The 23,429-nt window shown below is 54.0% G+C and carries 25 protein-coding genes; 13 read left to right on the top strand and 12 right to left on the bottom strand.

From position 1 onward, the window contains the following. Positions 1-83: 83 nt before the first annotated feature. The 4 genes from ACJBF3_RS17570 to pspG all read left to right on the top strand — a co-directional run bounded on the left by ACJBF3_RS17570 (position 84) and on the right by pspG (position 3,512). Complete coding sequence (locus ACJBF3_RS17570; protein ID WP_045328869.1) at positions 84-572, top strand: cupin domain-containing protein; 489 nt, start codon at positions 84-86, stop codon at positions 570-572. A 172-nt stretch (positions 573-744) separates the two neighbouring features. Beyond that, positions 745-2,055: a conjugal transfer protein TraF gene (gene traF, locus ACJBF3_RS17565; RefSeq protein WP_045328867.1), complete on the top strand. Its 1,311-nt coding sequence runs from the start codon at positions 745-747 to the stop codon at positions 2,053-2,055. 82 nt (positions 2,056-2,137) lie between these two features. Then, positions 2,138-3,133 (top strand): tRNA dihydrouridine(20/20a) synthase DusA, encoded by a 996-nt coding sequence (gene dusA, locus ACJBF3_RS17560; RefSeq protein ID WP_045328865.1) that lies wholly within the window; start codon positions 2,138-2,140, stop codon positions 3,131-3,133. A 136-nt stretch (positions 3,134-3,269) separates the two neighbouring features. Continuing rightward, complete coding sequence (pspG, locus tag ACJBF3_RS17555; protein ID WP_014882144.1) at positions 3,270-3,512, top strand: envelope stress response protein PspG; 243 nt, start codon at positions 3,270-3,272, stop codon at positions 3,510-3,512. Between the two features lie 184 nt (positions 3,513-3,696). Here the strand turns inward: pspG and ACJBF3_RS17550 are convergent, their stop codons facing one another. After that, entirely contained in the window at positions 3,697-4,680 is a 984-nt protein-coding gene (locus ACJBF3_RS17550) for a quinone oxidoreductase (protein WP_045328863.1), read from the bottom strand. Positions 4,681-4,746: 66 nt separating this feature from the next. Between ACJBF3_RS17550 and dnaB the strand changes: the two genes are divergently transcribed. Further along, positions 4,747-6,159 (top strand): replicative DNA helicase, encoded by a 1,413-nt coding sequence (gene dnaB, locus ACJBF3_RS17545; RefSeq protein ID WP_023310046.1) that lies wholly within the window; start codon positions 4,747-4,749, stop codon positions 6,157-6,159. Positions 6,160-6,175: 16 nt separating this feature from the next. Beyond that, entirely contained in the window at positions 6,176-7,255 is a 1,080-nt protein-coding gene (alr, locus tag ACJBF3_RS17540; RefSeq protein WP_045328861.1) for an alanine racemase, read from the top strand. Between the two features lie 42 nt (positions 7,256-7,297). Here the strand turns inward: alr and ACJBF3_RS17535 are convergent, their stop codons facing one another. Beyond that, entirely contained in the window at positions 7,298-7,852 is a 555-nt protein-coding gene (locus ACJBF3_RS17535) for a hypothetical protein (protein ID WP_045328858.1), read from the bottom strand. A gap of 302 nt (positions 7,853-8,154) precedes the next feature. On the opposite strand from ACJBF3_RS17535, the gene ACJBF3_RS17530 reads away from it, so the two are divergent. After that, a complete protein-coding gene (locus ACJBF3_RS17530) occupies positions 8,155-8,748 on the top strand; it encodes a response regulator transcription factor (protein WP_223239951.1) in 594 nt (197 codons plus the stop codon). A gap of 92 nt (positions 8,749-8,840) precedes the next feature. Here the strand turns inward: ACJBF3_RS17530 and ACJBF3_RS17525 are convergent, their stop codons facing one another. From ACJBF3_RS17525 to ACJBF3_RS17495, 7 genes are all read right to left on the bottom strand, one after another. Beyond that, on the bottom strand, positions 8,841-9,125 hold the full coding sequence (locus ACJBF3_RS17525) for a hypothetical protein (RefSeq protein WP_045328856.1): 285 nt from the start codon (positions 9,123-9,125) through the stop codon (positions 8,841-8,843). A 1-nt stretch (position 9,126) separates the two neighbouring features. Then, positions 9,127-9,531 (bottom strand): hypothetical protein, encoded by a 405-nt coding sequence (locus ACJBF3_RS17520; RefSeq protein ID WP_045328855.1) that lies wholly within the window; start codon positions 9,529-9,531, stop codon positions 9,127-9,129. A gap of 71 nt (positions 9,532-9,602) precedes the next feature. Then, the gene (locus tag ACJBF3_RS17515; RefSeq protein ID WP_127902846.1) at positions 9,603-10,139 is read right to left on the bottom strand and encodes a hypothetical protein; all 537 of its coding nucleotides are present in this window, start codon (positions 10,137-10,139) and stop codon (positions 9,603-9,605) included. A 24-nt stretch (positions 10,140-10,163) separates the two neighbouring features. Further along, positions 10,164-10,646: a ribonuclease domain-containing protein gene (locus ACJBF3_RS17510; protein WP_045328853.1), complete on the bottom strand. Its 483-nt coding sequence runs from the start codon at positions 10,644-10,646 to the stop codon at positions 10,164-10,166. Between the two features lie 14 nt (positions 10,647-10,660). Further along, positions 10,661-11,110 (bottom strand): lysozyme, encoded by a 450-nt coding sequence (locus ACJBF3_RS17505; RefSeq protein WP_045328852.1) that lies wholly within the window; start codon positions 11,108-11,110, stop codon positions 10,661-10,663. Further along, on the bottom strand, positions 11,110-11,712 hold the full coding sequence (locus ACJBF3_RS17500) for a DUF2589 domain-containing protein (protein WP_045328851.1): 603 nt from the start codon (positions 11,710-11,712) through the stop codon (positions 11,110-11,112). The genes ACJBF3_RS17505 and ACJBF3_RS17500 overlap by 1 nt, the downstream gene beginning before the upstream one ends. Positions 11,713-11,787: 75 nt before the next feature. Next, the gene (locus ACJBF3_RS17495) at positions 11,788-12,345 is read right to left on the bottom strand and encodes a DUF2589 domain-containing protein (RefSeq protein ID WP_045328850.1); all 558 of its coding nucleotides are present in this window, start codon (positions 12,343-12,345) and stop codon (positions 11,788-11,790) included. 206 nt (positions 12,346-12,551) lie between these two features. On the opposite strand from ACJBF3_RS17495, the gene tyrB reads away from it, so the two are divergent. The 4 genes from tyrB to ACJBF3_RS17475 all read left to right on the top strand — a co-directional run bounded on the left by tyrB (position 12,552) and on the right by ACJBF3_RS17475 (position 15,615). Further along, on the top strand, positions 12,552-13,745 hold the full coding sequence (tyrB, locus tag ACJBF3_RS17490; RefSeq protein WP_045328849.1) for an aromatic amino acid transaminase: 1,194 nt from the start codon (positions 12,552-12,554) through the stop codon (positions 13,743-13,745). A 270-nt stretch (positions 13,746-14,015) separates the two neighbouring features. Further along, entirely contained in the window at positions 14,016-14,729 is a 714-nt protein-coding gene (aphA, locus tag ACJBF3_RS17485) for an acid phosphatase AphA (RefSeq protein ID WP_045328848.1), read from the top strand. Positions 14,730-14,842: 113 nt separating this feature from the next. Then, on the top strand, positions 14,843-15,259 hold the full coding sequence (locus tag ACJBF3_RS17480; protein WP_045328847.1) for a secondary thiamine-phosphate synthase enzyme YjbQ: 417 nt from the start codon (positions 14,843-14,845) through the stop codon (positions 15,257-15,259). Positions 15,260-15,261: 2 nt separating this feature from the next. Continuing rightward, the gene (locus ACJBF3_RS17475) at positions 15,262-15,615 is read left to right on the top strand and encodes an MmcQ/YjbR family DNA-binding protein (protein WP_045328846.1); all 354 of its coding nucleotides are present in this window, start codon (positions 15,262-15,264) and stop codon (positions 15,613-15,615) included. Between the two features lie 3 nt (positions 15,616-15,618). Here the strand turns inward: ACJBF3_RS17475 and uvrA are convergent, their stop codons facing one another. Then, positions 15,619-18,441, bottom strand: a complete 2,823-nt coding sequence (gene uvrA / locus ACJBF3_RS17470; RefSeq protein ID WP_045328845.1) for an excinuclease ABC subunit UvrA — start codon at positions 18,439-18,441, stop codon at positions 15,619-15,621. A 250-nt stretch (positions 18,442-18,691) separates the two neighbouring features. Between uvrA and ssb1 the strand changes: the two genes are divergently transcribed. After that, positions 18,692-19,222 carry a single-stranded DNA-binding protein SSB1 gene (gene ssb1 / locus ACJBF3_RS17465; protein ID WP_006177466.1) on the top strand — a complete coding sequence of 177 codons (531 nt, stop codon included), beginning with the start codon at positions 18,692-18,694 and terminating at the stop codon, positions 19,220-19,222. Positions 19,223-19,313: 91 nt separating this feature from the next. On the opposite strand, the gene ACJBF3_RS17460 is transcribed toward ssb1, so the two are convergent. Together ACJBF3_RS17460 and ACJBF3_RS17455 are read right to left on the bottom strand one after the other, a co-directional pair. Beyond that, positions 19,314-20,072: an EAL domain-containing protein gene (locus ACJBF3_RS17460; protein ID WP_045328844.1), complete on the bottom strand. Its 759-nt coding sequence runs from the start codon at positions 20,070-20,072 to the stop codon at positions 19,314-19,316. Positions 20,073-20,144: 72 nt separating this feature from the next. After that, positions 20,145-21,650: a sensor domain-containing diguanylate cyclase gene (locus ACJBF3_RS17455; protein ID WP_080351110.1), complete on the bottom strand. Its 1,506-nt coding sequence runs from the start codon at positions 21,648-21,650 to the stop codon at positions 20,145-20,147. A gap of 840 nt (positions 21,651-22,490) precedes the next feature. On the opposite strand from ACJBF3_RS17455, the gene ACJBF3_RS17450 reads away from it, so the two are divergent. Next, positions 22,491-23,423: a lysozyme inhibitor LprI family protein gene (locus tag ACJBF3_RS17450; protein WP_371196632.1), complete on the top strand. Its 933-nt coding sequence runs from the start codon at positions 22,491-22,493 to the stop codon at positions 23,421-23,423. Positions 23,424-23,429: the final 6 nt, after the last annotated feature.

Below are 23,429 nucleotides of genomic sequence, written 5' to 3'. Positions count from 1 at the left end.
CCCACTTTACCATGTTCTGGTAAAAACACCGAGATCCGCCAGTCTGTGCTATACCTGACCCATCGCAAACCGGGAGATTCATAATGAAAAGACCTGACTGTATTCGGCACTGGCGCGACGTGGAAGGCGCGGATGACTCGACCTATCCAGATAGCGATGAACGGTTTTCTATTGGCGCACCGCTGGCCCGCAGGCTTGGGCTCGGGCGCATCGGCATTCATCATGAGCGGCTACCGCCCGGGCGCAGGACGTCCTACCCGCACGCGGAAAGCGATGAAGAAGAGTTCGTTTACGTGCTCGAAGGCTATCCGGAAGCGTGGATTAATGGCTATTTATGGAAACTGGAACCGGGGGACAGCGTGGGGTTTCCTGCCGGAACGGGTGTCTGCCACACCTTTATCAATAACACGGACGACGAGGTGCGGTTGCTGGTCGTGGGCGAGGCCAACAAGAAGCACAATCGCATCTACTATCCGCTTAACCCGGTGTATGCCGCCACCCGCGAGGACCGCTGGGTAGACCACCCACCCCAGTTTTTTGGACCGCATGATGGAAAACCTGGGAAAAAATAATTTCCTCTTCTATAAATATTGAGGGCCGTCACAAAATATAACAGGCCGTAAGGGAGTTTTACTTAGGGACAGAAATAGCGGGTCTTTTACTCCTTATTCACAGCAATAGTTCGTTCCTGTTTGGGTGATAACAGACAGGGGTTATTTCATAACAGACTATAACGGGCATACTGTGAAAAAAAATTTTAAATTTTCAGTGGTTAGCATTGCTGTTTCTTTGTTTATGGCAAATCAGGCGGGAGCAGCCAATACCTGGACAGAATCACGGAGTGACGCCATGGGCGGCACGGGCGTTGCCTCCGGGAGCTATGGCAGTGGGGCGTTAATTAACCCGGCGCTGTTGGCAAAGGCAAAACCGGACGATGATGTGACGGTCATTCTGCCATCCGTTGGGGTGCAGGTGACGGATAAAGACAATCTTCAGGACGAGATTGATAACATCAACGATAAAATCAATCATTACAAGGACGTGGTGAAGAATCTCACGCCAAGAGAAATTATCACCAATCCAATAGGTTCCATTAATCAGTTCCAGGGCGCGGCCAAAGATCTGGCCGACGAGCTGGACTATCTCAACGGCAAAACCGCTCGCGCAACGGCAGGCGCGGGGCTCGCCGTGAGTATCCCTAACGATGTGCTTTCCGTGGCCTTTATGGCGAAAGGGTACGCCCATGGCCGGGTGAGTTCGTCTATCGATCAGCAAGATATTGATTATCTGCGCGGTATTCAACGAAGCAATGTCGTGGCAGCCGGTGTTGCCCTGGATGCTGCGCTGAACGGCACGGACCAGATCACGAAAAACCTCAACTCGACGGCGTCCGGCCGGGCGGCGATAGTGTCCGACTATGGTATCGCCGTTGCCCGTCAGTTCGATCTTGGCGGCGTCCCGGTTTCCGTGGGGGTTACGCCAAAACTGCAAAAAACCTGGGTCTATAACTACACCACCTCAATCTACGATTACGACAGTAACAAGTGGAACGATAGCCGCTACCGCACGGACGATACGGGCTTCAACGTCGATGCCGGTATTGCGGCTGATTTCGGCGAACACTGGACGGTCGGCGTGAGCGGTCAAAACCTGATGTCGCGCGATATCGACACCAAAGATATCCGTATCCGCAACGGCCGTACGGGAGAAGTGGTGAGCTATAAAGACACCTATCAGATCCGTCCGCTGGTGACCGCCGGTGCCGCCTGGCACAACGATCTGGTCACGCTCACTGCCGATGGCGATCTGACGGAAACCAAAGGCTTCAAGAGCGAAGATACGTCGCAGTATGTTGGCGTCGGTGCCGAGGTAACGCCGCTCAGCTGGCTGGCGGTGCGTGCGGGTTATCGCGCGGACGTGAAGGGTAACGACAGCAACGTCTTTACCGGCGGTGTCGGTTTCGCACCGTTTAGCACCGTGCATGTTGACCTGATGGGTCTGTATGGTGAAAACGAAACCTGGGGCGCCGGGGCTCAGCTGAGCATGACGTTCTAAAGTCTACCGGAGGCGCTGCGCCTCCGGCTTTTCTTTGTGCTATAGTAGCGCCCCTTTTCCACCAGATGCTTAAAACTTCGCCATGTCGTCAGAATTACAGACCGCTTTCCCTGCACACCGTTTCTCCATTGCGCCGATGCTCGACTGGACGGACAGACATTGCCGCTATTTCCTGCGCCAGCTCTCCCGCCATACGCTGCTGTACACCGAAATGGTGACCACGGGCGCAATCATCCACGGGAAGGGCGACTATCTGGCCTATAGCGAAGAAGAGCATCCGGTAGCCCTGCAGCTGGGCGGCAGCGATCCGGCCGCGCTGGCGCAGTGTGCGAAGCTGGCGGAAGCGCGCGGCTACGACGAGATCAACCTTAACGTTGGCTGCCCGTCCGACCGCGTGCAAAACGGCATGTTCGGCGCGTGCCTGATGGGCAACGCCCAGCTGGTGGCGGACTGTATCAAGGCGATACGCGATGTCGTCTCCATTCCGGTCACTGTCAAAACCCGGATCGGAATTGACGACCAGGACAGCTACGAGTTCCTGTGCGATTTCATCAACACGGTGTCCGGCAAAGGCGAGTGCGAGATGTTTATCATCCACGCCCGTAAAGCCTGGCTCTCTGGCCTCAGTCCGAAAGAGAACCGTGAGATCCCGCCGCTGGACTATCCGCGCGTGTATCAGCTAAAGCGTGACTTCCCGCACCTGACGATGTCGATCAACGGCGGCATTAAGTCGCTGGAAGAGGCCAAAGCGCATCTGGCACATATGGATGGCGTGATGGTCGGACGCGAGGCGTATCAGAACCCGGGCATTCTGGCGACGGTCGATCGCGAAATCTTTGGCGTTGAAGGCGCAGACACCGATCCGGTTGCCGTCGTGCGCGCCATGTATCCTTATATTGAGCGCGAGCTGAGCAACAGCACCTATCTCGGCCACATTACCCGCCATATGCTGGGCCTGTTCCAGGGCATTCCGGGCGCGCGGCAGTGGCGTCGTTATCTTAGTGAAAATGCGCATAAAGCCGGTGCCGATATTGAGGTTCTGGAACATGCGCTGCGACTGGTCGCAGACAAGCGATAACTTTCGCTAAAAGTTCGTCAAATTCACCACGTCCTGCCTGTTATTGCGGGGCGTTTTGCTTTTATAACAATGAGTTAAGTTTGGCATGATTCTTGTAATACAAACTGTATTACTCGGGAACTCGTGGGAGAGCACCATGCTGGAACTACTTTTTGTGATTGGCTTTTTTGTCATGCTGCTAGCGACAGGCGTTTCGCTGCTCGGCATTCTGGCTGCGCTTGTCGTGGCGACGGTGGTGATGTTTATCGGCGGGCTGTTTGCCCTGACCATTAAGCTGCTGCCGTGGCTGCTGCTGGCCATTGCGGTGGTATGGGCGATACGGGCGATTAAATCGCCAAAACTGCCGACTTATCAGCGCAATAACCGCTTCCGTTACTAAGGTATTGAGGGGTTCGTCACATACTTGTAACTTTCCCGGCAGCATGGCTTAGAACAGAATAGGATTTACTTATCGAATCTGTCACTATGGCTGCCGCTACAGAATTCATCGTGCTGTACCCTACATACAGCCGAACTAAAAAAAGAAAGGGCTTCCCACGGGAAGCCCAATTTCTTTTTGGGGCTCAGGGAATCAACAGGCTCGATCCCTGCGTCGCCCGACTCTCCAGCACCTCATGCGCGCGCTGCGCCTCGGTCAGCGCATATTTCTGCGCGTCGGTTACGTCCACCTTAATTACGCCGCTGGCAATCAGCGAAAACAGCTCGTTGCTGGCTTCCTCGAGTTCTTCCCGACTGGTGATGTAACCCTGCAGGGAAGGGCGCGTCACGTAGAGCGAGCCCTTTTGGTTCAGAATACCCAGGTTAACGCCCGTCACCGCGCCAGACGCGTTCCCGAAGCTCACCATCAGCCCACGACGCTGCAGGCAGTCCAGCGACGCTTCCCAGGTATCTTTGCCCACCGAGTCATACACCACGCGCACTTTTTTGCCGCTGGTGATCTCCTTCAGCCGCTCAACGATGCTCTCTTCGCGATAGTTAATCACCTGCCAGGCACCCGCCTGCAGCGCGCGCTGCGCTTTTTGGGCATTGCCCACGGTGCCGATCAGCTTCGCGCCCAGCGCTTTTGCCCACTGACAGGCGATGAGCCCAACCCCGCCCGCCGCGGCATGAAACAGGAACTGCTCGTCGGGTTTAATTTCATAGGTTTTGCGCAGCAGGTAGTAAACCGTCAAACCCTTCAGAAACGACGCCGCCGCCTGTTCAAAGGAGATAGCGTTGGGCAGCAGGGCGGCTTTATCCGCCGGTACGTTGTGGATGGAGCTGTAAGCGCCCAGCGCAGATTGCGCATACACCACGCGGTCGCCCTCTTTAATATGCTTCACCGCGCTGCCCACTTTGATGACGATGCCGGCCGCTTCGGTGCCCAGGCCGCTCGGCAATGACGGAGGCGGGTAGAGGCCGCCGCGAATGTAGGTGTCGATGTAGTTGATGCCGATGGCTTTGTTTTCAACCTGGATTTCGTTCTCGCCAGGCGCTGCGGGGGTAAACTCCACCGCTTTCAGTACGTCCGGACCGCCGTGTTTCTGGAACTCAATGCGCGTTGCCATGCTCCCTCCGTCAGAAAAATATGGTAATCTTTCGACCCACTCTTTATCTCGGTAACTCCATTCACTATGGCAGGAAACAAACCCTTCAACAAACAGACTGAACCTCGCGAGCGTGATTTCCAGGTCGCAGGGTTAAAAGTCCCGCCGCACTCGATTGAAGCGGAACAGTCGGTGTTGGGCGGTTTAATGCTGGATAACGAGCGCTGGGACGACGTCGCCGAGCGCGTCGTGGCGGAAGATTTCTACACCCGCCCGCACCGCCACATCTTCACCGAAATGGCGCGTCTGCAGGAGTCGGGCAGCCCGATCGATCTCATCACGCTGGCGGAATCGCTGGAGCGTCTGGGGCAACTCGACAGCTGCGGTGGGTTTGCCTATCTGGCAGAACTGTCAAAAAACACGCCAAGTGCGGCGAACATCAGCGCTTACGCGGATATCGTGCGCGAACGTGCCGTTGTCCGCGAGATGATCTCGGTGGCGAACGAGATCGCCGAAGCCGGTTTTGATCCGCAGGGGCGCACCAGCGAAGACCTGCTCGACCTTGCCGAGTCCCGCGTCTTCAAAATCGCCGAAAGCCGCGCTAACAAGGACGAAGGCCCAAAAAATATCGCCGATGTCCTGGACGCCACCGTTGCCCGTATCGAACAGCTGTTCCAGCAACCGCACGACGGCGTCACCGGCGTGAACACCGGCTATGACGATCTCAACAAGAAAACCGCCGGCCTGCAGCCGTCGGATTTGATTATCGTCGCCGCGCGTCCGTCGATGGGTAAAACGACATTTGCGATGAACCTCGTCGAAAATGCGGCGATGCTGCAGGATAAGCCGGTACTCATCTTCAGTCTTGAGATGCCCTCCGAGCAGATCATGATGCGTTCCCTGGCGTCGCTGTCGCGCGTCGACCAGACCCGCATCCGTACCGGCCAGCTCGACGATGAGGACTGGGCGCGCATCTCCGGCACCATGGGGATTCTGCTGGAAAAACGTAATATCTACATTGATGACTCCTCCGGCCTGACGCCGACGGAAGTCCGTTCCCGCGCGCGCCGCATCGCCCGTGAACACGGCGGCATTGGCCTTATCATGATCGACTACCTTCAGCTGATGCGCGTACCGTCGCTCTCCGACAACCGTACGCTGGAAATTGCAGAAATTTCCCGCTCGCTCAAGGCGTTAGCCAAAGAGCTGCACGTGCCGGTGGTGGCACTGTCGCAGCTCAACCGCTCTCTGGAACAACGTGCCGACAAGCGCCCGGTCAACTCCGACCTGCGTGAATCCGGCTCCATCGAGCAGGATGCCGACTTAATCATGTTTATTTACCGTGATGAGGTTTATCACGAGAACAGCGATCTGAAAGGGATCGCCGAAATTATTATTGGTAAACAACGTAACGGCCCGATCGGGACGGTGCGTCTGACCTTTAACGGACAGTGGTCGCGTTTCGACAACTATGCCGGTCCTCAATATGATGATGAGTAATTTCTAAGGAATTCAAATGCAAGCGGCAACTGTTGTGATTAACCGCCGCGCTCTGCGACACAACCTGCAACGTCTGCGTGAACTGGCGCCCGCCAGCAAGCTCGTTGCAGTCGTGAAAGCGAACGCTTACGGACACGGTCTTCTTGAGACCGCGCGAACGCTCCCCGATGCCGACGCCTTTGGCGTTGCCCGTCTCGAAGAAGCCCTCCGCCTGCGCGCGGGAGGGATTACCCAACCCATTCTGCTCCTCGAAGGCTTCTTCGAAGCCAGCGATCTGCCGACCATTGCTGACCAGCATTTGCACACGGCGGTACATAACGAAGAACAGCTGGCCGCACTCGAAACCGCCGAGCTGAGCGAGCCGGTGACGGTGTGGATGAAGCTCGACACGGGCATGCACCGCCTGGGCGTACGTCCGGAAAGCGCGGAAGCGTTTTATCAGCGCCTGTGCCAGTGCAAAAATGTGCGCCAGCCGGTGAATATTGTCAGCCACTTCGCCCGTGCCGATGAGCCCGAGTGCGGGGCGACCGAGCGGCAGCTGGATATCTTTAATACCTTCTGCGAAGGCAAGCCGGGGATGCGCTCGATTGCGGCTTCCGGTGGGATCCTGCTGTGGCCGCAGTCGCACTTCGACTGGGCGCGGCCGGGCATTATTCTTTACGGCGTGTCGCCGCTGGAGAACAAGCCCTGGGGGCCGGACTTTGGCTTTAAGCCCGTCATGTCGCTCGTTTCAAAGCTGATTGCCGTGCGTGAGCACAAAGCGGGAGAGCCGGTGGGCTATGGCGGCACCTGGACCAGCGAGCGCGACACGCGTCTCGGCGTGGTGGCGATGGGCTACGGCGACGGTTATCCGCGTGCCGCACCGTCGGGTACGCCGGTTCTGGTCAACGGTCGCGAAGTGAAGATCGTCGGCCGCGTGGCGATGGACATGATTTGTGTTGATCTCGGGCCGGAAGCCCAGGATAAAGCGGGCGATGATGCGGTGCTGTGGGGAGAAGGACTGCCCGTTGAGCGCATTGCTGAAATCACGAAAGTGAGTGCTTACGAACTTATTGCGCGCCTGACGTCAAGGGTGGCGATGAAGTACCTGGATTGATCCATAAACAACGGTGGCTCCTGGGGAGCCACCGCCACCGCTTTAAGGACGAAGCAGCATCACAAAAGTTCCTGCAATAATGGGTTGCCCGTTTGCTCTGTTAATCACCCGTACCGCGTGTTGCCCCTGATGTTCAACAACATCAATGTCCAGGTTTGCATAGTGCTCAATGTGCACCTGGTTAATGTCCGGGGAGGGGATCACATGAACAAACCCATTACTGGTCCGGTAAATCACTGTCGCATGCCCGACGCCAATAATCATTGCGCTATAGTCAGCCAGATAGTGCTGGACTTCCAGCGCTAGCGCCTCACGATTTACATCATCTCCCAGCATTGACGGAGTGATGATCCTGCAGCCAGCCCCCTTAAGATCGGTACGTGCCAGGTTGCGATTAACATCATCTTCATTCGGCGCCTGCATAGCGAGACCGGGAAGATGGTGGGCAACCTGAAGGGCATCCCACTGGTTTTCGAGAATATCGTTGCGGGAATAGGTGCCGAAATTAGCCAGAACCATCTGCAGGCAATTCGGGAAGCACGAATTCTGAAAAGTCATATTTTTATAATAGAAACCATATTGATTTGACCACGGCATATCTTTCTCCTCAGTTAATTGTGTTTACAGCACAGAAATAATAGGTAGTAGCGATATGGATGAATATATGCCCTATGGGAAATGCTATTTTTCGTAGAAAATGATGCAAAACATTATTTGTGGATTTCATCCCTGCTTCATCATGATGTTAGTCATGCTGCATATGATATTTGACCTATGGCAAATGAAGTTTTATAAGATTTCAATTAGCGCTCATACTCATTTTCGGAATATCTGGATGTTAATAATCATAATCTAAAAGAATGGTTCTTGGATGAGGTTAAGTTGAAATGAATATATTAATGATCGATGAACTACCGATCTACATTCATGGTATGAAAAATGAACTGAAGAGAGTCATGCCAGAATGTACTTTTTCTGCTACAAACAGCTACGAAGATGCAAAAGAAATGCTCAAGTCAGCGCCAGTTTCGATTGTGTTGCTTGATGGCGATATGGACTATTCAAAATTTATTGAAGAGATTGAGCTTGAATGGCCGACTGTGCCGGTAGTGATCATGTTCCGTAAAGCGTGTGAGCGCAATTTTAACCTTTATCAGCATCATAATATTAGAGGTGTATTCACAAAATCACTCTCTGCAGAAAAAATAGTGCAAGTTATCAATGTAGTATTATCGGGCGTTATCTGTATTCCAGAGCAGGTTATTATGAGTAGTACCGCGACGACAGTTAATTCACCCGTTCTCATGCTTAGCCAGCGGCAAAAAGAAGTACTGAGCTTGTTGGCAAGGGGCGGGACAAACAAGCAAATCGGAAGAGAACTGAACATTAGCGCAGGTACCGTTAAGGTTCACCTGGAATCAATATTTCATCGTTTGCAGGTGAATAACCGTACGCAGGCAGCAAGGTTGTATTTTAAATACATTGATAAATGAGTTGTCTTTTCTATTCTGTTGTATCCTGAAATGATTTCATTTAAAAATGCGTGACGGCGATGGCGTTTGTCACGCATTTTGTTATGTTGGATCTATTTTGATAAAAAGAAACGAATAATGATTATTAATGTTCCAGCATCCTGAAGAAACCAGAAAGGGATGCTAGCGCTCAAGTTATCATGGCCTGTCAGTAAGCTTTCAATGTTCAATCCACTTTGTGCAAATAGTCCAAAAGCTATCGCAGCAAAGCCTATTTTATAAGGAATAGGTTGTTTTTTTATTCTACTACTGTAAGCACAAAAGAGGATAATAAAAGATATGACAAGGTCCAGCATGATTGTGATAAACAACATCCACCAGTCCGTTACGCTACTCATTCTAATCCTCTTTATCATTATTAATCAGGGTTGCATCGGGAAGTGCTTCATTACGTACTCTTTTTTTGATAACTGAGGCAACATCAAAAATATCCTGCTGCTCGTGGCGGCGGAAAAAGTTAGCCAGCCAAACAATAAGACCATTGCTCATTGCTCCCAGGATATAACCTAATCCCAGGGTGATATCCGACTGGTTTAAATCAATCTTCAACCATCTTGCAGTAAGGCCGCCTAACGCTACGGCGGCACCCATACTGATTCCTCCAAAGATAATGCCTGCAATGAACTTGCTGTGCTGATGCAAGCGCTGTGGTTGCCAAAAAAAAGATATACTGACACCACCGAATAATCCTGCAAGAGCCAGGAGTGAAGCACTAATTAAAGCTGGAGGAACGGAGGTATTCATGTCAATCTCCTCATTGATAGCAAGACCCTCGCAGGAGGGTCTTGTTGTGAATAAAAACCCCATTATTACGACTATTTGACATAATTGATCAATGTTTGACCGACGCCATTTATAAATTTTTGCTGTTTATAGCTTTGTAGCGTTACGTTACCAACCAGGCCGTTTGGTATAATGATTTCCATATCGTTACTCTCCTCGTTATTGAAGCATTTAAAGTAGAAACGATAGCGGGCCAGTGTGGGTATTAACAAATCGCTATCCGCTACAGGGATTTCTATTCTGCGCAATGCTTCTTTAATTTCTTTTAGTAATGCCGTTTTGTCCTGCGCAGGGGATTTAAGTCTCTCATCGTGGCATACAATAATACGTGCGGGTTCACTAATGTTCACGATATTAAGGTAGGCCATTCCATTCCCTGCCTTGTCGGCGCAGTCTGGCATATAGCCAAGTGTCAGGGTTTCTGTACTGCCAACATAAAATCCAGACCATTCCGCATCATTTTTTGTTTCGTTACGATATTTCGTTGAATCCCAGTCTTTTGCTCTAAATATACAGGCCTTGTAGCCAAGGACGCCTGCTGGAAGACACTCTGTTTTCAGTTCCATCATGCTTCTCCGATATTAACGTATGGATTAATTACAGGAATTTACTTCCACTAAATGTTGGTATTTATCGGTGGTGAGATAACGCTGAGGCCCGGAAAGGGTATAGATCAGTCGCTTGGACCCCCGGTATCCTTTAGAGACATCTATATCGGCGCTAAACCAGGATTGCGAAAAAGGGAGTTTCGGATTGGTATAATTGTCCCCACCAATCCATTTGTTATTGGTGGGTTTAAGCCCCCAAAGTGTTTCTGTTTCATTACCCGACCAGCCCAGACGTTTCGCTTCATCGCTGGTGATGTAGCGGGACGGCAGTCGCCCCGTTTGTGTGAGACTGCGCAATGTTTTTGCCAGGTCATCCACATCATTTATTCGGGCGGTGCCCTGTAAAGAAAGGAAGGTATTAACGTCCTTAATCTCATTCTCGCAGGTGGGTAACGCTGCATTGACCTGTATAACGACCATCAGGGATGCAAAGAAAACCACTTTTTTTAAAGCCACAGATAACGTCATATTGACCTCCAGATTTAACCAAGAAATAACTTCATTTCCGCCTCGCGGCGACGCGTCAGGCCGGACAAGACCTTCCCGCCTGCCTTATTCCAGCTTTTGAACTGCAGCGCTGCGGCCTGAACATCGCCCGCGTTGAATTTTTTGAGTAGCGTGGATTTCTTTAAATTGCCCACACCAAGGTTGAAGGCGAATGAAACCAGTGCGTCGAATTGAGCCTGCGTTGCTGGTTGGTTCAGCAGTTTTTTCACCCCGTCCTCGGTGCGTTTCAGATCTCTGCGCAGCAGATCTTTGGCTTCGCCGGTGGTGATTTTGGTCAGCTTTTCCATCTCCTCTTTGAGGATCAAATGGCCGTAGCCGATCGTCCATAAACCTACGGCATCGCGATAACGCTCCAGCTTCAATCCTTCAAACTGGCAAATCAGCTGAATACCCTTGTCACCTGTACGTTCTGGTTGTTTGTGCATTACGAAGTCTCCCCTGCTTTCGGACGGGGAATCACCTTGTTGGTGTATTCGTCAATCAAGCGCATAACGCTTTCCGGTGGCTCAAGCGCGGTAAATTGCATCTCCACATCGACGTGGCGACTGTCACGCCCGCCTTTGTTATCGCTGGAAGGCGAAAGGCTAACGTGAAAGCGGCCAAATTCGTTTTCACCGGACTGACGAGAAGGTGCCTGCATGCCTTCCGTGCGGATCGTCAGGTTGACCTTCATTTTTTCCAGCATCAGCCCGCGCGGCGTTGAAAGCGCGACTAAGGGCAGGTCAAAGTAGTGTTGTTCATCCAGCGTCAGCTGAACCGTGCGTGGAATCAACGAACCGTCTTCAGCTGGTTCGAAAAAGGGATCCAGCGCCTTCATATACTGCTGAGCAATCAGCTCATTGGCCGCCGTGGCCGCGTACTGCATTCCGCGCGTGATATCTTCAAGCGAGATTGGCACGCCGGGAATATCGGCTGGCGGCGTAGGGTGTGTATTTTCTTGTGCCGGCGGCGTACCTTCATCCTCTTTGCCCGTTTTGTTTTCCGGCTCTTCATCCTTGCCGCCGCGCAGCCATTTTTTAAAAGACATATTTCGCTCCTGGAAAAAGGGCTACCCGGGTAGCCCCTGCGTTACGGAATCGCCCGTATGTCGCGGCGTGGAAGATTATTGCGCAGCGACAGGCTTGGTTTTGGCGTTGGTTAGGTACTCAATTACGCGCTGCAGAGCTTCTGGTGGCTCCTGGCGTTTAATCTGGGTATGGATGGAGTATTTAGCGCGTGTATCGGTCGAGCGGGTCTGCTCCGATTTATGGGAGACTTTGCCGGTCATTTTTGCTTTGAATACGCCCCAGCCGATGGACGCTTCTACGGAGGCCTCCGCTTCAGTACTGCTGGAACTGGCTTCGCTTTGGCTCACTTCCAGCTCAAAGTCGATGGTGCCGTCTTCGATACAGATGATAGGGTGTGTGATCGCCGCCAGCAGCGGAATGCTCATCTTGCGGGTCACGCTGCCTTTGTTTACACCTTGCTCGTCTACCACGGTTTCGTCGTAGTCGAATTCGATCGCGACGGCTTTGCCGTCTTTAATACAAACTGAGAGCAGAAAGTCGGTATAAGACTTGCTCGCCTGAACCTGTGCTTTGATCATCGCCTGCAGAGGACCGCCGATCATATGCTCCAGCGGCAGGGCGTTAATGACTGAACCAATAAATTGTGAATCCATGATGTGAACTCCTTGAATCAGTGAATGCGCGGTTGCGCAGAAGTCACTTTATGGAAAGCGGGAAGGGGAAAATATTGGGTAAATGTCAGGGCCAGAGGACGCAAACAACCTATGCCGATCGCAGGATAATCTTAAGGGGTGGTGTTGCGTGATATTCCGGTTTATTGTTGAAATCCCTGCCTCATCGAATTCCGGAGAACCATCGCGTGTTTCAGAAAGTTGACGCCTATGCCGGCGACCCTATCCTCTCCTTAATGGAGCGTTTCAAAGAAGATCCTCGCAGCGACAAAGTGAACCTCAGCATCGGTCTGTATTACAACGAGGACGGTATTATTCCTCAATTAAACGCCGTTGCTGAAGCCGAAGCGCGTCTGAACGCGGCTCCACACGGTGCTTCTCTTTATCTGCCGATGGAAGGGCTGAACGCCTATCGCAACACCATTGCGCCGCTGCTGTTCGGGGCCGATCACGCGGTGCTCGCGCAAAAACGCGTGGCGACTATCCAGACGCTGGGCGGCTCGGGCGCGCTGAAGGTGGGGGCGGACTTCCTGAAAAAATACTTCCCGGATTCAGGCGTGTGGGTCAGTGACCCGACGTGGGAAAACCACGTTGCGATCTTCGAGGGCGCAGGCTTTGAGGTGGCGACCTATCCGTGGTTCGACAGCGAAACTAACGGCGTGCGCGTTGAGGCGCTGCTGGAAAAACTGAACACCCTGCCGGCGCGCAGCATTGTGCTGCTGCATCCCTGCTGCCATAACCCGACCGGTGCGGATCTCACCCACGATCAGTGGGATGCGGTGATAGAGGTGCTTAAGGCCCGCAACCTGATCCCGTTCCTCGACATTGCCTATCAGGGCTTTGGCGCGGGTATGGAAGACGATGCTTACGCCATCCGCGCGGTGGCCAGCGCCGGGCTGCCTGCTCTGGTGAGTAACTCCTTCTCTAAAATTTTCTCCCTCTACGGCGAGCGCGTTGGCGGTCTGTCCGTGGTGTGTGAAGACGCAGAAGCGGCGGGTCGCGTGCTGGGTCAGCTGAAGGCGACGGTACGCCGTATCTACTCCAGCCCGCCAAACTTTGGTGCGCAGGTGGTAGCGACGGTTCTCGGTGACGAAAAGCTGAAAGCCAACTGGCTCGCCGAAGTGGAATCCATGCGTAAGCGCATTCTGTCGATGCGTCAGGAGCTGGTTAACGTTCTGAAAGAGGCCGTGCCGGGGCATAACTTCGACTATCTGCTCAAGCAGCGCGGGATGTTCAGCTATACCGGACTGAGCGCGGCGCAGGTCGATCGCCTGCGCGAAGAGTTCGGCGTCTACCTGATCGCCAGCGGCCGTATGTGCATGGCGGGTCTGAATGCCAGCAACGTCCACCGCGTAGCGCAGGCGTTTGCCGCAGTGATGTAAGTATTCACTTACTTGTATGCTATATGTAGGCCGGGTAAGGCGCAGCCGCCACCCGGCTTTTTTGTTCGCGCCGGTGCCAGTCATTCGCCCGGTGGCGCTTCGCTTACCGCGCCTACGCGTTTCTTCTGCGCTTTGTGATCGCCTTCTTTTTTATTCCGCTCCATAAGCAAAAACTCCTTCCCTTCACCTCCCGCTGGGGTTATGGTCGGATAGTTTTTTGACCATTCGCTCAAAATAAAACGATAACAAGCTGAATATTCAGGGGAAAATATGCGCAAGATCACACTGGCGCTCAGCGCCGCCTGCTTATTGTTCTCACTTAATAGCGCCGTCGTCGCGCGCGCTTCTGCACCGACGCCGCTTTACACCGGCACCACCGCCGCTATGCTTGCCGAGCAGGCGCCTATTCACTGGGTCTCCGTGGCCCAAATCGAAAACAGCCTGATGGGCCGTGCGCCAATGGCCGTGGGCTTTGACATTGACGATACCGTGCTGTTCTCCAGCCCCGGCTTCTGGCGCGGTAAGAAAACGTATTCACCGGACAGCGAAGCGTATCTGAAGAACCCGGAGTTCTGGGAAAAAATGAATAACGGCTGGGACGAGTACAGTATCCCGAAAGAGGTTGCCCGTGCGCTGATTGCCATGCACGTGAAGCGCGGCGACAGCATTTATTTTGTGACCGGCCGCAGCCAGACCAAAACGGAAACCGTCTCTAAAACGCTGCAGGATGATTTCCAGATCCCGGCAGCCAGCATGAACCCGGTCATTTTTGCCGGCGACAAAGAGGGTCAAAACACCAAAACCCAGTGGCTGGAACAGAAGAACATCAAAATATTCTATGGCGATTCGGATAACGACATTACCGCCGCGCAGGACGTGGGAGCCAGAGGCATCAGGGTGTTACGCGCCTCTAACTCAACCTATCGACCGCTGCCGATGGCCGGAAAGTTTGGCGAAGAGGTGATCGTCAATTCGGAGTATTGAGTCCCTGGCAGCGTGTTTGATGATTTTTTGATCAATTCTCGCTGCCGCGGGTTTTACCTTTCGTCTTCTTGCTGCACACTTAGAAAGATTCGTCTTTCATCATGGAGCAGCACATGTGGTACCAACAGACTCTGACCTTAAGCGCTAAACCACGCGGATTTCACCTGGTGACGGAGGAAGTCATCGGGCAACTTCGCGATCTGTCGCGGGTCAAAACGGGTTTGCTGCATCTGCTGCTTCAGCACACGTCAGCCTCTCTTACGCTGAATGAAAATTGCGATCCCACCGTCCGGTCTGATATGGAAAACCATTTTCTGAAGAGCGTCCCGGACAATGCGCCTTACGAGCATGATTATGAGGGGGCGGACGATATGCCTTCGCATATTAAATCCTCTTTGCTCGGCGTATCGCTGATGCTGCCGGTTCACAACGGGCGGCTGGTGTTGGGTACGTGGCAGGGGATCTGGCTGGGAGAGCATCGCATTCACGGTGGTTCGCGTAAAATTATCGCCACGCTACAAGGGGAATAAAGATGACAATTTCGGAGATACTTCAGTACTGCATGGGCAAGCCCGGCGCGGAGCAGAGCGTTCACAGCGACTGGAAGGCCACGCAGGTTAAGGTGGGTGATGTGCTGTTTGCAATGGTGAAAGAGGTGGACGGCCGTCCGGCGGCATCGCTGAAAACCAGCCCGGAACTGGCGGATTTACTCCGTCAGCAGCATGACGACGTGAGGCCGAGCAAGCACCTCAATAAGGCGCACTGGAGCACCGTCTATCTGGATGGTTCAATTCCAGGCTCGCAAATTTACTACCTGGTGGATGCGTCCTATCAGCAGGCGGTTGAGCTGCTGCCGGAATCCACCCGACAGCAGCTCTCCGTGTGACAATTACAGCAACGGTTTGAGGAAGCGCGCGGTGTGCGAGGCTTCGCACTCTGCAACGGTCTCTGGCGTACCGGAAACGAGAATTTCACCGCCGCCGCTGCCGCCTTCCGGGCCGAGATCGACAATCCAGTCCGCGGTTTTAATCACGTCCAGGTTATGTTCGATGACCACGATGGTGTTGCCCTGATCGCGCAGCTGATGCAGCACGTCGAGCAGCTGCTGGATATCGGCAAAGTGCAGGCCGGTGGTCGGCTCGTCCAGAATGTAGAGCGTCTGGCCGGTGCCGCGTTTTGACAGCTCGCGCGCCAGCTTAACACGCTGGGCTTCACCGCCGGACAGCGTGGTTGCCGACTGCCCCAGACGAATGTAGGTCAGGCCGACGTCCATCAGCGTCTGCAGCTTACGCGCCAGCGCGGGGACTGCATCAAAGAACTCGCGTGCCTCTTCGATGGTCATGTCCAGCACTTCGTGGATGGTCTTGCCCTTGTACTTAATCTCCAGCGTTTCGCGGTTATAGCGTTTGCCTTTGCACTGGTCGCACGGGACGTAGATATCCGGCAGGAAGTGCATCTCAACCTTGATCACGCCGTCGCCCTGGCACGCTTCGCAGCGACCTCCGCGCACGTTAAAGCTGAAGCGTCCTGGCGTATACCCGCGCGAACGCGCTTCCGGCACGCCGGCAAACAGTTCGCGTACGGGCGTGAAGACGCCGGTATAGGTCGCCGGGTTAGAGCGCGGGGTTCGGCCAATCGGGCTCTGGTCAATGTCGATAACCTTATCGAAATGCTCCAGCCCCTGGATGTCGCGGTACGGCGCAGGCTCGGCCAGCGTCGCGCCGTTCAGCGCCGTCTGCGCAATCGGGAACAGGGTATCGTTGATCAGCGTCGATTTACCGGAACCGGACACGCCGGTGATACAGGTAAACAGGCCCACCGGCAGCGTCAGGGTGACGTCTTTCAGGTTGTTGCCGCGCGCGCCGGTCAGCTTCAGCACTTTTTCCGGGTCGGCCGCCACGCGCTGTTTCGGGACTTCAATCTTGCGCTTGCCGCTCATGTACTGGCCGGTCAGCGACTCGGGCACCGCCATAATGTCCTTCAGCGTCCCTTCCGCAACGACCTGACCACCGTGCACGCCTGCGCCCGGACCAATGTCGATGACGTGGTCCGCCGCGCGGATCGCATCTTCATCGTGCTCGACCACGATCACCGTGTTGCCGAGGTTGCGCAGGTGGACCAGCGTGCCGAGCAGACGCTCGTTGTCGCGCTGGTGCAGGCCGATGGAGGGCTCGTCCAGCACGTACATCACGCCTACAAGACCCGCGCCAATCTGGCTCGCCAGGCGGATACGCTGGGCTTCACCGCCGGAGAGCGTTTCCGCCGAGCGGGAAAGCGTCAGGTAGTTCAGGCCGACGTTCACCAGAAACTTCAGGCGATCGCCAATCTCCTTCAGCACTTTTTCGGCAATTTTCGCACGCTGGCCGGAGAGCTTCAGGTTGTTGAAGAAGTCCATCGCGTGGCCGATGCTCATGTCTGAGATGGTCGGCAGCGCCGTATTTTCCACAAACACATGGCGCGCTTCGCGACGCAGGCGCGTGCCCTCACAGGTGGCGCAGGAGCGGTTGCTGATGAACTTCGCCAGTTCCTCGCGCACCGCGCTGGACTCGGTCTCTTTGTAGCGGCGCTCCATGTTGTGCAGCACCCCTTCAAACGGGTGGCGACGCACGGAGGTATCGCCGCGATCGTTCATGTACTTGAACTCGATGTTCTCTTTACCGGAACCGAACAGGATCACTTTGTGCACGTTCGGGCTCAGGCTGGCCCACGGCGCTTCAACGTCGAACTTGTAGTGCTCTGCCAGCGACTTCAGCATCTGGAAGTAGTAGAAGTTACGTTTATCCCAGCCGCGAATGGCGCCGCCCGCCAGGGACAGTTCGGGGTTCTGGATCACACGGTCCGGGTCGAAATACTGCTGCACGCCGAGGCCGTCACACGTCGGGCACGCGCCCGCCGGGTTGTTGAAGGAGAACAGGCGGGGTTCCAGCTCGCGCATGCTGTAGCCGCAAATCGGGCAGGCGAAGTTGGCGGAGAAGAGCAGCTCTTCCGCTTTCGGGTCGTCCATGTCGGAGACCACGGCGGTGCCGCCGGAGAGTTCCAGCGCCGTTTCGAACGATTCCGCCAGGCGCGTAGCGAGATCGTCGCGCACCTTGAAGCGGTCAATCACGACTTCAATGGTGTGCTTCTTCTGCAGTTCCAGCTTGGGTGGATCCGACAGGTCGCACACTTCACCGTCGATACGGGCGCGGATATAGCCCTGGCTTGCCAGGTTTTCCAGCGTTTTGGTGTGTTCACCCTTACGCTCTTTAATAATCGGTGCCAGCAGCATCAGGCGTTTGCCTTCCGGCTGCGACAGCACGTTATCCACCATCTGGCTCACGGTCTGTGCCGCCAGCGGGACGTCGTGGTCCGGGCAGCGCGGTTCACCCACGCGAGCATACAGCAGACGCAGGTAGTCATGGATTTCGGTAATGGTACCGACCGTTGAGCGCGGGTTATGCGAGGTGGACTTCTGCTCGATAGAGATAGCAGGCGACAACCCTTCAATATGGTCGACATCCGGTTTTTCCATCAGCGACAGGAACTGACGCGCGTACGCAGAGAGTGATTCAACGTAACGACGCTGTCCTTCGGCATACAAAGTGTCGAAAGCCAGTGAGGATTTGCCAGACCCCGAAAGCCCGGTCACGACAATGAGCTTGTCGCGAGGGATTATGAGGTTGATATTCTTGAGATTGTGGGTGCGGGCGCCCCGAACTTCGATCTTATCCATTCACCTTTCCCGGTTGGAACACGGATTGCCTGGTTTGTTTGAAGGACAAACGGCTGTCAGAAACGGCTAATTATGACACAATTTGACCTGTTTGAATATACAGTATTGGAATGCATTTTCTGATTCGCTGTGTAACAATGTCGAGTGGCGAGAGAACTCTGGAACGTGCTACGCAACTATCAAAGTAGCGCATGGAAATGGTACACTCGCGCGTTTACACTATTAAGAAACGTATTCAGGAGACACGAACATGGCCAGCAGAGGCGTAAACAAGGTGATTCTCGTCGGTAATCTGGGCCAGGACCCGGAAGTACGCTACATGCCGAGTGGTGGCGCAGTTGCCAACATTACGCTGGCTACTTCCGAATCCTGGCGTGATAAAGCGACCGGTGAGATGAAAGAGCAGACCGAATGGCACCGCGTTGTGCTGTTTGGCAAACTGGCTGAAGTGGCCGGTGAATATCTGCGTAAAGGTTCTCAGGTCTATATCGAAGGCCAGCTGCGTACCCGCAAATGGACCGATCAGTCCGGCGCTGAGAAGTACACCACTGAAGTGGTGGTGAACGTGGGCGGCACCATGCAGATGCTGGGCGGCCGTCAGGGCGGTGGCGCACCGGCAGGTGGTGGTCAGAACCAGCAGCAGGGCGGTTGGGGTCAGCCTCAGCAGCCGCAGGGCGGCAACCAGTTCAGCGGCGGCGCGCAGTCTCGTCCGCAGCAGCAGTCTGCTCCGGCACCGTCTAACGAACCGCCAATGGATTTCGACGACGACATTCCGTTCTAAGCCTGGCTTAGGAAAAAAGCCCCGTACGGGGCTTTTTTATTACTCGCGCGTGGCCGTATTCAACCGCTTCCGCCGTCGTCAGGTGCCAAAATCATTCAGCGCGTTCCGGCTGCATATAGTGTAAATGGAAGGCTTCTTTACTGACCGGGCGTGAGAAAAGGTATCCCTGACCATACTTCACGCCGCGGCGCAGCATGGTGGAGACATGGGTATAGTTTTCGATGCCCTCAATGATTACGTCCACATCGAATGACTCCAGGTATGCCAGCATCGCGTAGGTGCTGTCGAGGTGGCCTGGCATCAGGCAGCTTCTGTCGAGCTTGACGTAGTCAGGCGGGTAGAGCGCGAGCCGGGATTGAAGCGTCTCCAGGCAGTCAATGCCATCCCAGGCCAGATTCACCCCCGCGCCGCGCAGCGCGTCAAGGTTCTGCTTAACCTTCCCGTCAAGCTGCCCGGCGCAGTCGGTAATTTCAAAGACCAGGCTACGCGGCGTAAGCGCATGCGCGGTAATTCGTGCCAGAGTGCGCTCGGCGAATTGGGCGTCCTGAAGCTGAACCCAGGAGATATTGAACGTAAAGAGCTGGTTTTCGAGCCGCTGGCTGGCTAAAAACGTAAAGGCCTGCGCCAGGATGTACTCGCCCATTGGCAAAATCCCGCCGCTTTTCTCCAGCTTGCTGATGAACAGATGCGGCGGCACGATGTTGCGCCGGTGCGTACCGCGAACCAGAACTTCGCCGCCGATGCAGACAAACCGTGAGAGATCGAAAATCGGCTGGATAACAAAATCGATACCCGAATCGAGCCTGTTCTTTTCGACACACTGCACGACAAAATGCGTACTCTTTTCCATGCCACCCTCGTAGCCACACCAATAAAGCGTTAAACGACACAACCTTCACAAAACTTAAGCGGCGATGAGAGGCTATCCGACAACGATCCGGTTTTTACCGTTTTTCTTGGCCTGATAAAGCCGCCTGTCGGCACTGGCAAGGGTTTCCGACAGTGGGGCACCGCCCATCCTGCACAGCCCTGCGCTGAAGGAGACCTTGAGATCTTTTTCCCTGAATGAGCGCGTATTCACCGCAATTCGCCATTTTTCGAGAAAGCTTTGCGCTTTTTCAGGGGAGATCTCCTGGAAAAGGACCGCGATCTCCTCTCCGCCGTAGCGATAGAGAGAGATATTCTCCAGGCCGCGCAGCCGCGAGCCCAGGTCAGCCACGATTTTCAGAACCCTATCGCCGACCGTATGGCCCCAGGTGTCGTTAATGCTTTTGAAGTTGTCGATATCAATCATCGCAAGCAAGGCCTGCGGATTGGCGCTCAGGCGCGCGGCATCGGCATCAAACGCGCGGCGATTCTTCAGCCCGGTGAGGCCGTCGGTTAAGGCCTCATGCGCAATGAGCGTCTGGCGCTGCTGTGAGCTGTGGATCTCTTCAAAGATAAGTTCCTCCACGCTGCTGGGATTGATATCGCCGCTGCGGATGCTGGCTGCGATATGCATAAAAATGGCGTTCAGCGCGGCGCGGGCCGACCACCAGCAGAAAAGCACCACGATAAGCGCGGCCAGCGTGCCCAGGACGGCGCTTGCACACAGGCGAAAGGCGATGTCACCCAACACGCTCTCTTCCACCTCGTGTACTACCAGCCAGGACTGGGAGCCAACCGTGCGGTAGGTGTAATACCGGTTATTCATCACAAAATCGCCCCGGTACTCTCTGGCATTCAGCGCGATGGCCTTGAGCGTCCCTGCATCGAACGGATAGCCAGGATTGATGACCAGCTCGCCATGTCGGTCCATCACGAACGTCCGGCTTTTCATTGGAGGAAGCGCGGTGTTGAAGATCTCGGTGCTTTTCTTCAGGTCCAGGTTCAGGGCCAGAACGCCCGTATTTGCCCCGTCCGTACTGTTAATAATGGGCAGCGAAATGGTAATGACGTGCTCATCGTTGGCGAACGGGTCACGGCTGACGCTGTAATGCGCTTCGTCTGAATCCTCGACGGCGAGCGTAAACCACGGCTCTTTGCGCGGATCCCACGCCTTTTTCTCTCCGATGTTTAGCGGTACGTAGGGCAGGCGGATGTAGTGGCCGTTATTGCTCACGTGAATGATTGAAAGCGCGTCCGGCATGATTCGCAGCCGCTCAATCATCCAGCTACGCAGCGCCAGGTCGTTTTCATCTTGCTTGTCGAAGGTATGTCTGTCTGCCGCAATGCGCGTCATCTCTCTCACAATATTTTCGTAGCCGTCCAGATACTTATCCAGAAACGCGGCGATATTGCCGAGGTAGATACGGTTCTGCTTTTTACAGGCTTCCTGAGCGGTAGTCCATTGCGAGATGCCCACCGCGATGCCAATTAAAATAATCGCTACGGCAATCACCGAGAAACTAATATTTAGCGGCCTTCTGAAATTCAAACGTTCAATCACTGAAAACTCCGGATCGCTCTGTATGTACTCAATGTGAAGTATTAATGACGAGAAGTAGCGTATTACTCATTGAGGATGTGTTTAAGGCGTTAGGCTACAGGCGCTTTCTTACAAACAATAAATTAACAAGTTAGGATATAACGCGGAAAATAAAGAGTAATCGCTTGGCTTTCGATTGTCAAAGTCGATCGAATAATTAATATCGATCGATGAAATCAATCGTTTATGTGAGGTGGATGGACGATCAATAATATCGATCGATCAATAAACATTGATTGGTTAAAACGATCTGTAAATTAAATAAAAGATTATTAATTGTTTTTAATCAGGCATTTGTCATTATGACTGAGCCAGTCAGTCGACAAAAAAAGTGCGCTATAATCACTGTGAAATTAAAAATAACGCATGCTGGAGAGGGTGGGAAGCAGTAATTCCATATGGGCGGAAAAATTATTTCCCATAAAATATCTGGTTGTTAATCATCTGCATGTTAAATCGTATGCTTTCAGCGTTTGATTAACGTGATAATCATTTTTAAGTAAAATGTTTTTTATTTTTAACATATGAGGAATTTTTATAACAAAACGGTCGAATTGCCAGCAGCCGCTTTGTCAGGAAATTAGCTTTCAGGACAGACTAATACCTAACGGACGATGAGAAAAATCCCCCAGCGAAAGGCTGACGGTTACGGTGAGATATAATCCGTGTGAATGGTTTATATTGCAAAGCGGCGTCGCCTTCGCCACAATAGCCGCCCTTTTGAATAAAACTTAAGCAGAGATGATCCGTCGTATATTTAGCAGCCTGTTTTTCATGACATTATTTTTCTGCGGCAGCGCCATGGCAGTCAATTGCCAGCGGGCCGTTACGCCCCTGGAAAACACGATTTGTAATAACGACAATCTGCACTGGCTGGACAGCACGCTGTCGGTCATTTACAACCAGGCGATCCTGCGCGAAAACGTCGAGAACATCGACAAAAAGTATTACGAGTGGGAAAAGCTGCTGGAAAAATGCACATCAGACGCCTGCATCGAGCGCGCGTACTACGCCGGGATCAGCGCCATCTCTGATACCAACCGCGACTTCAAGTGGGAAGGAAAGTGGTGGAACATGCTGGCACCCAACATGAGCGGCGGCGTGATCCAGTTCAGCCGAAACGCCCAGTGGAGCGTAACGCTCGATATTCGCGCCTGGGCGGGGCTAAACCACGACGAATTTACCGCAGAAGCGCGACGCCTGTACGGCATGCTGGTGGTGGAAAAGGTGGTGGATACCAGCAACTGCAAGGCGCTGCTGATCCCGCGAAAAGACGGTTATTTGCAGGTTTACAGCAACACCGACTGGGGGTGTCGTTTATCGATGCCGACGGGCGTCTTCCTCGACGGCGCCTACAAGCTCTCCGACACCGACCCCCGGCCAAAGGCCACGCTGCTGTCGCTGGGGATTTTCCCGGACGCCGCGCTGGATGACAAATTCCGCAGCCTGGTCGGCGCGGATTATCAAAACTTCGTCGACAGCGCCAACGTCTACATCTACCAGGATGATATCGATAATATCGGCGCCCGCGTGCTCTCCATGTGGGTTCAGGGGGCCGCGAACAGCCGCACGGCGATAGTCATGTATACGCCAAAAGGTGACATCTGGGCGGGGCGTATCTCGCCGGTCAAAGGCGGCGGGCTGGAGCTGCACTACTACAGCACCGACGGTAACGACCAGCGCAAAATGCCGCGCACGCTGGCCGCCTGGAAGCTGCGCTTTCTTGATGACTAACGCCGC

The organism is Enterobacter sp. PP-008-ECC_S150 (assembly GCF_045257065.1).
In the GTDB taxonomy this organism is placed as follows: domain Bacteria; phylum Pseudomonadota; class Gammaproteobacteria; order Enterobacterales; family Enterobacteriaceae; genus Enterobacter; species Enterobacter chengduensis.
Note: the sequence above shows the minus strand (reverse complement) of the source record. Positions and strands in the feature narration are given on the sequence as shown.

Bases quoted from the DNA above. Each gene is read 5' to 3' on its own strand.
- ACJBF3_RS17570 (WP_045328869.1), top strand. From the start codon at position 84: ATGAAAAGACCTGACTGTATTCGGCACTGGCGCGACGTGGAAGGCGCG.
- dusA (WP_045328865.1), top strand. From the start codon at position 2,138: ATGTCGTCAGAATTACAGACCGCTTTCCCTGCACACCGTTTCTCCATT.
- pspG (WP_014882144.1), top strand. From the start codon at position 3,270: ATGCTGGAACTACTTTTTGTGATTGGCTTTTTTGTCATGCTGCTAGCG.
- ACJBF3_RS17550 (WP_045328863.1), bottom strand. From the start codon at position 4,680: ATGGCAACGCGCATTGAGTTCCAGAAACACGGCGGTCCGGACGTACTG.
- dnaB (WP_023310046.1), top strand. From the start codon at position 4,747: ATGGCAGGAAACAAACCCTTCAACAAACAGACTGAACCTCGCGAGCGT.
- alr (WP_045328861.1), top strand. From the start codon at position 6,176: ATGCAAGCGGCAACTGTTGTGATTAACCGCCGCGCTCTGCGACACAAC.
- ACJBF3_RS17535 (WP_045328858.1), bottom strand. From the start codon at position 7,852: ATGCCGTGGTCAAATCAATATGGTTTCTATTATAAAAATATGACTTTT.
- ACJBF3_RS17530 (WP_223239951.1), top strand. From the start codon at position 8,155: ATGATCGATGAACTACCGATCTACATTCATGGTATGAAAAATGAACTG.
- ACJBF3_RS17525 (WP_045328856.1), bottom strand. From the start codon at position 9,125: ATGAGTAGCGTAACGGACTGGTGGATGTTGTTTATCACAATCATGCTG.
- ACJBF3_RS17520 (WP_045328855.1), bottom strand. From the start codon at position 9,531: ATGAATACCTCCGTTCCTCCAGCTTTAATTAGTGCTTCACTCCTGGCT.
- ACJBF3_RS17515 (WP_127902846.1), bottom strand. From the start codon at position 10,139: ATGATGGAACTGAAAACAGAGTGTCTTCCAGCAGGCGTCCTTGGCTAC.
- ACJBF3_RS17510 (WP_045328853.1), bottom strand. From the start codon at position 10,646: ATGACGTTATCTGTGGCTTTAAAAAAAGTGGTTTTCTTTGCATCCCTG.
- ACJBF3_RS17505 (WP_045328852.1), bottom strand. From the start codon at position 11,110: ATGCACAAACAACCAGAACGTACAGGTGACAAGGGTATTCAGCTGATT.
- ACJBF3_RS17500 (WP_045328851.1), bottom strand. From the start codon at position 11,712: ATGTCTTTTAAAAAATGGCTGCGCGGCGGCAAGGATGAAGAGCCGGAA.
- ACJBF3_RS17495 (WP_045328850.1), bottom strand. From the start codon at position 12,345: ATGGATTCACAATTTATTGGTTCAGTCATTAACGCCCTGCCGCTGGAG.
- aphA (WP_045328848.1), top strand. From the start codon at position 14,016: ATGCGCAAGATCACACTGGCGCTCAGCGCCGCCTGCTTATTGTTCTCA.
- ACJBF3_RS17480 (WP_045328847.1), top strand. From the start codon at position 14,843: ATGTGGTACCAACAGACTCTGACCTTAAGCGCTAAACCACGCGGATTT.
- ACJBF3_RS17475 (WP_045328846.1), top strand. From the start codon at position 15,262: ATGACAATTTCGGAGATACTTCAGTACTGCATGGGCAAGCCCGGCGCG.
- uvrA (WP_045328845.1), bottom strand. From the start codon at position 18,441: ATGGATAAGATCGAAGTTCGGGGCGCCCGCACCCACAATCTCAAGAAT.
- ssb1 (WP_006177466.1), top strand. From the start codon at position 18,692: ATGGCCAGCAGAGGCGTAAACAAGGTGATTCTCGTCGGTAATCTGGGC.
- ACJBF3_RS17460 (WP_045328844.1), bottom strand. From the start codon at position 20,072: ATGGAAAAGAGTACGCATTTTGTCGTGCAGTGTGTCGAAAAGAACAGG.
- ACJBF3_RS17450 (WP_371196632.1), top strand. From the start codon at position 22,491: ATGGCAGTCAATTGCCAGCGGGCCGTTACGCCCCTGGAAAACACGATT.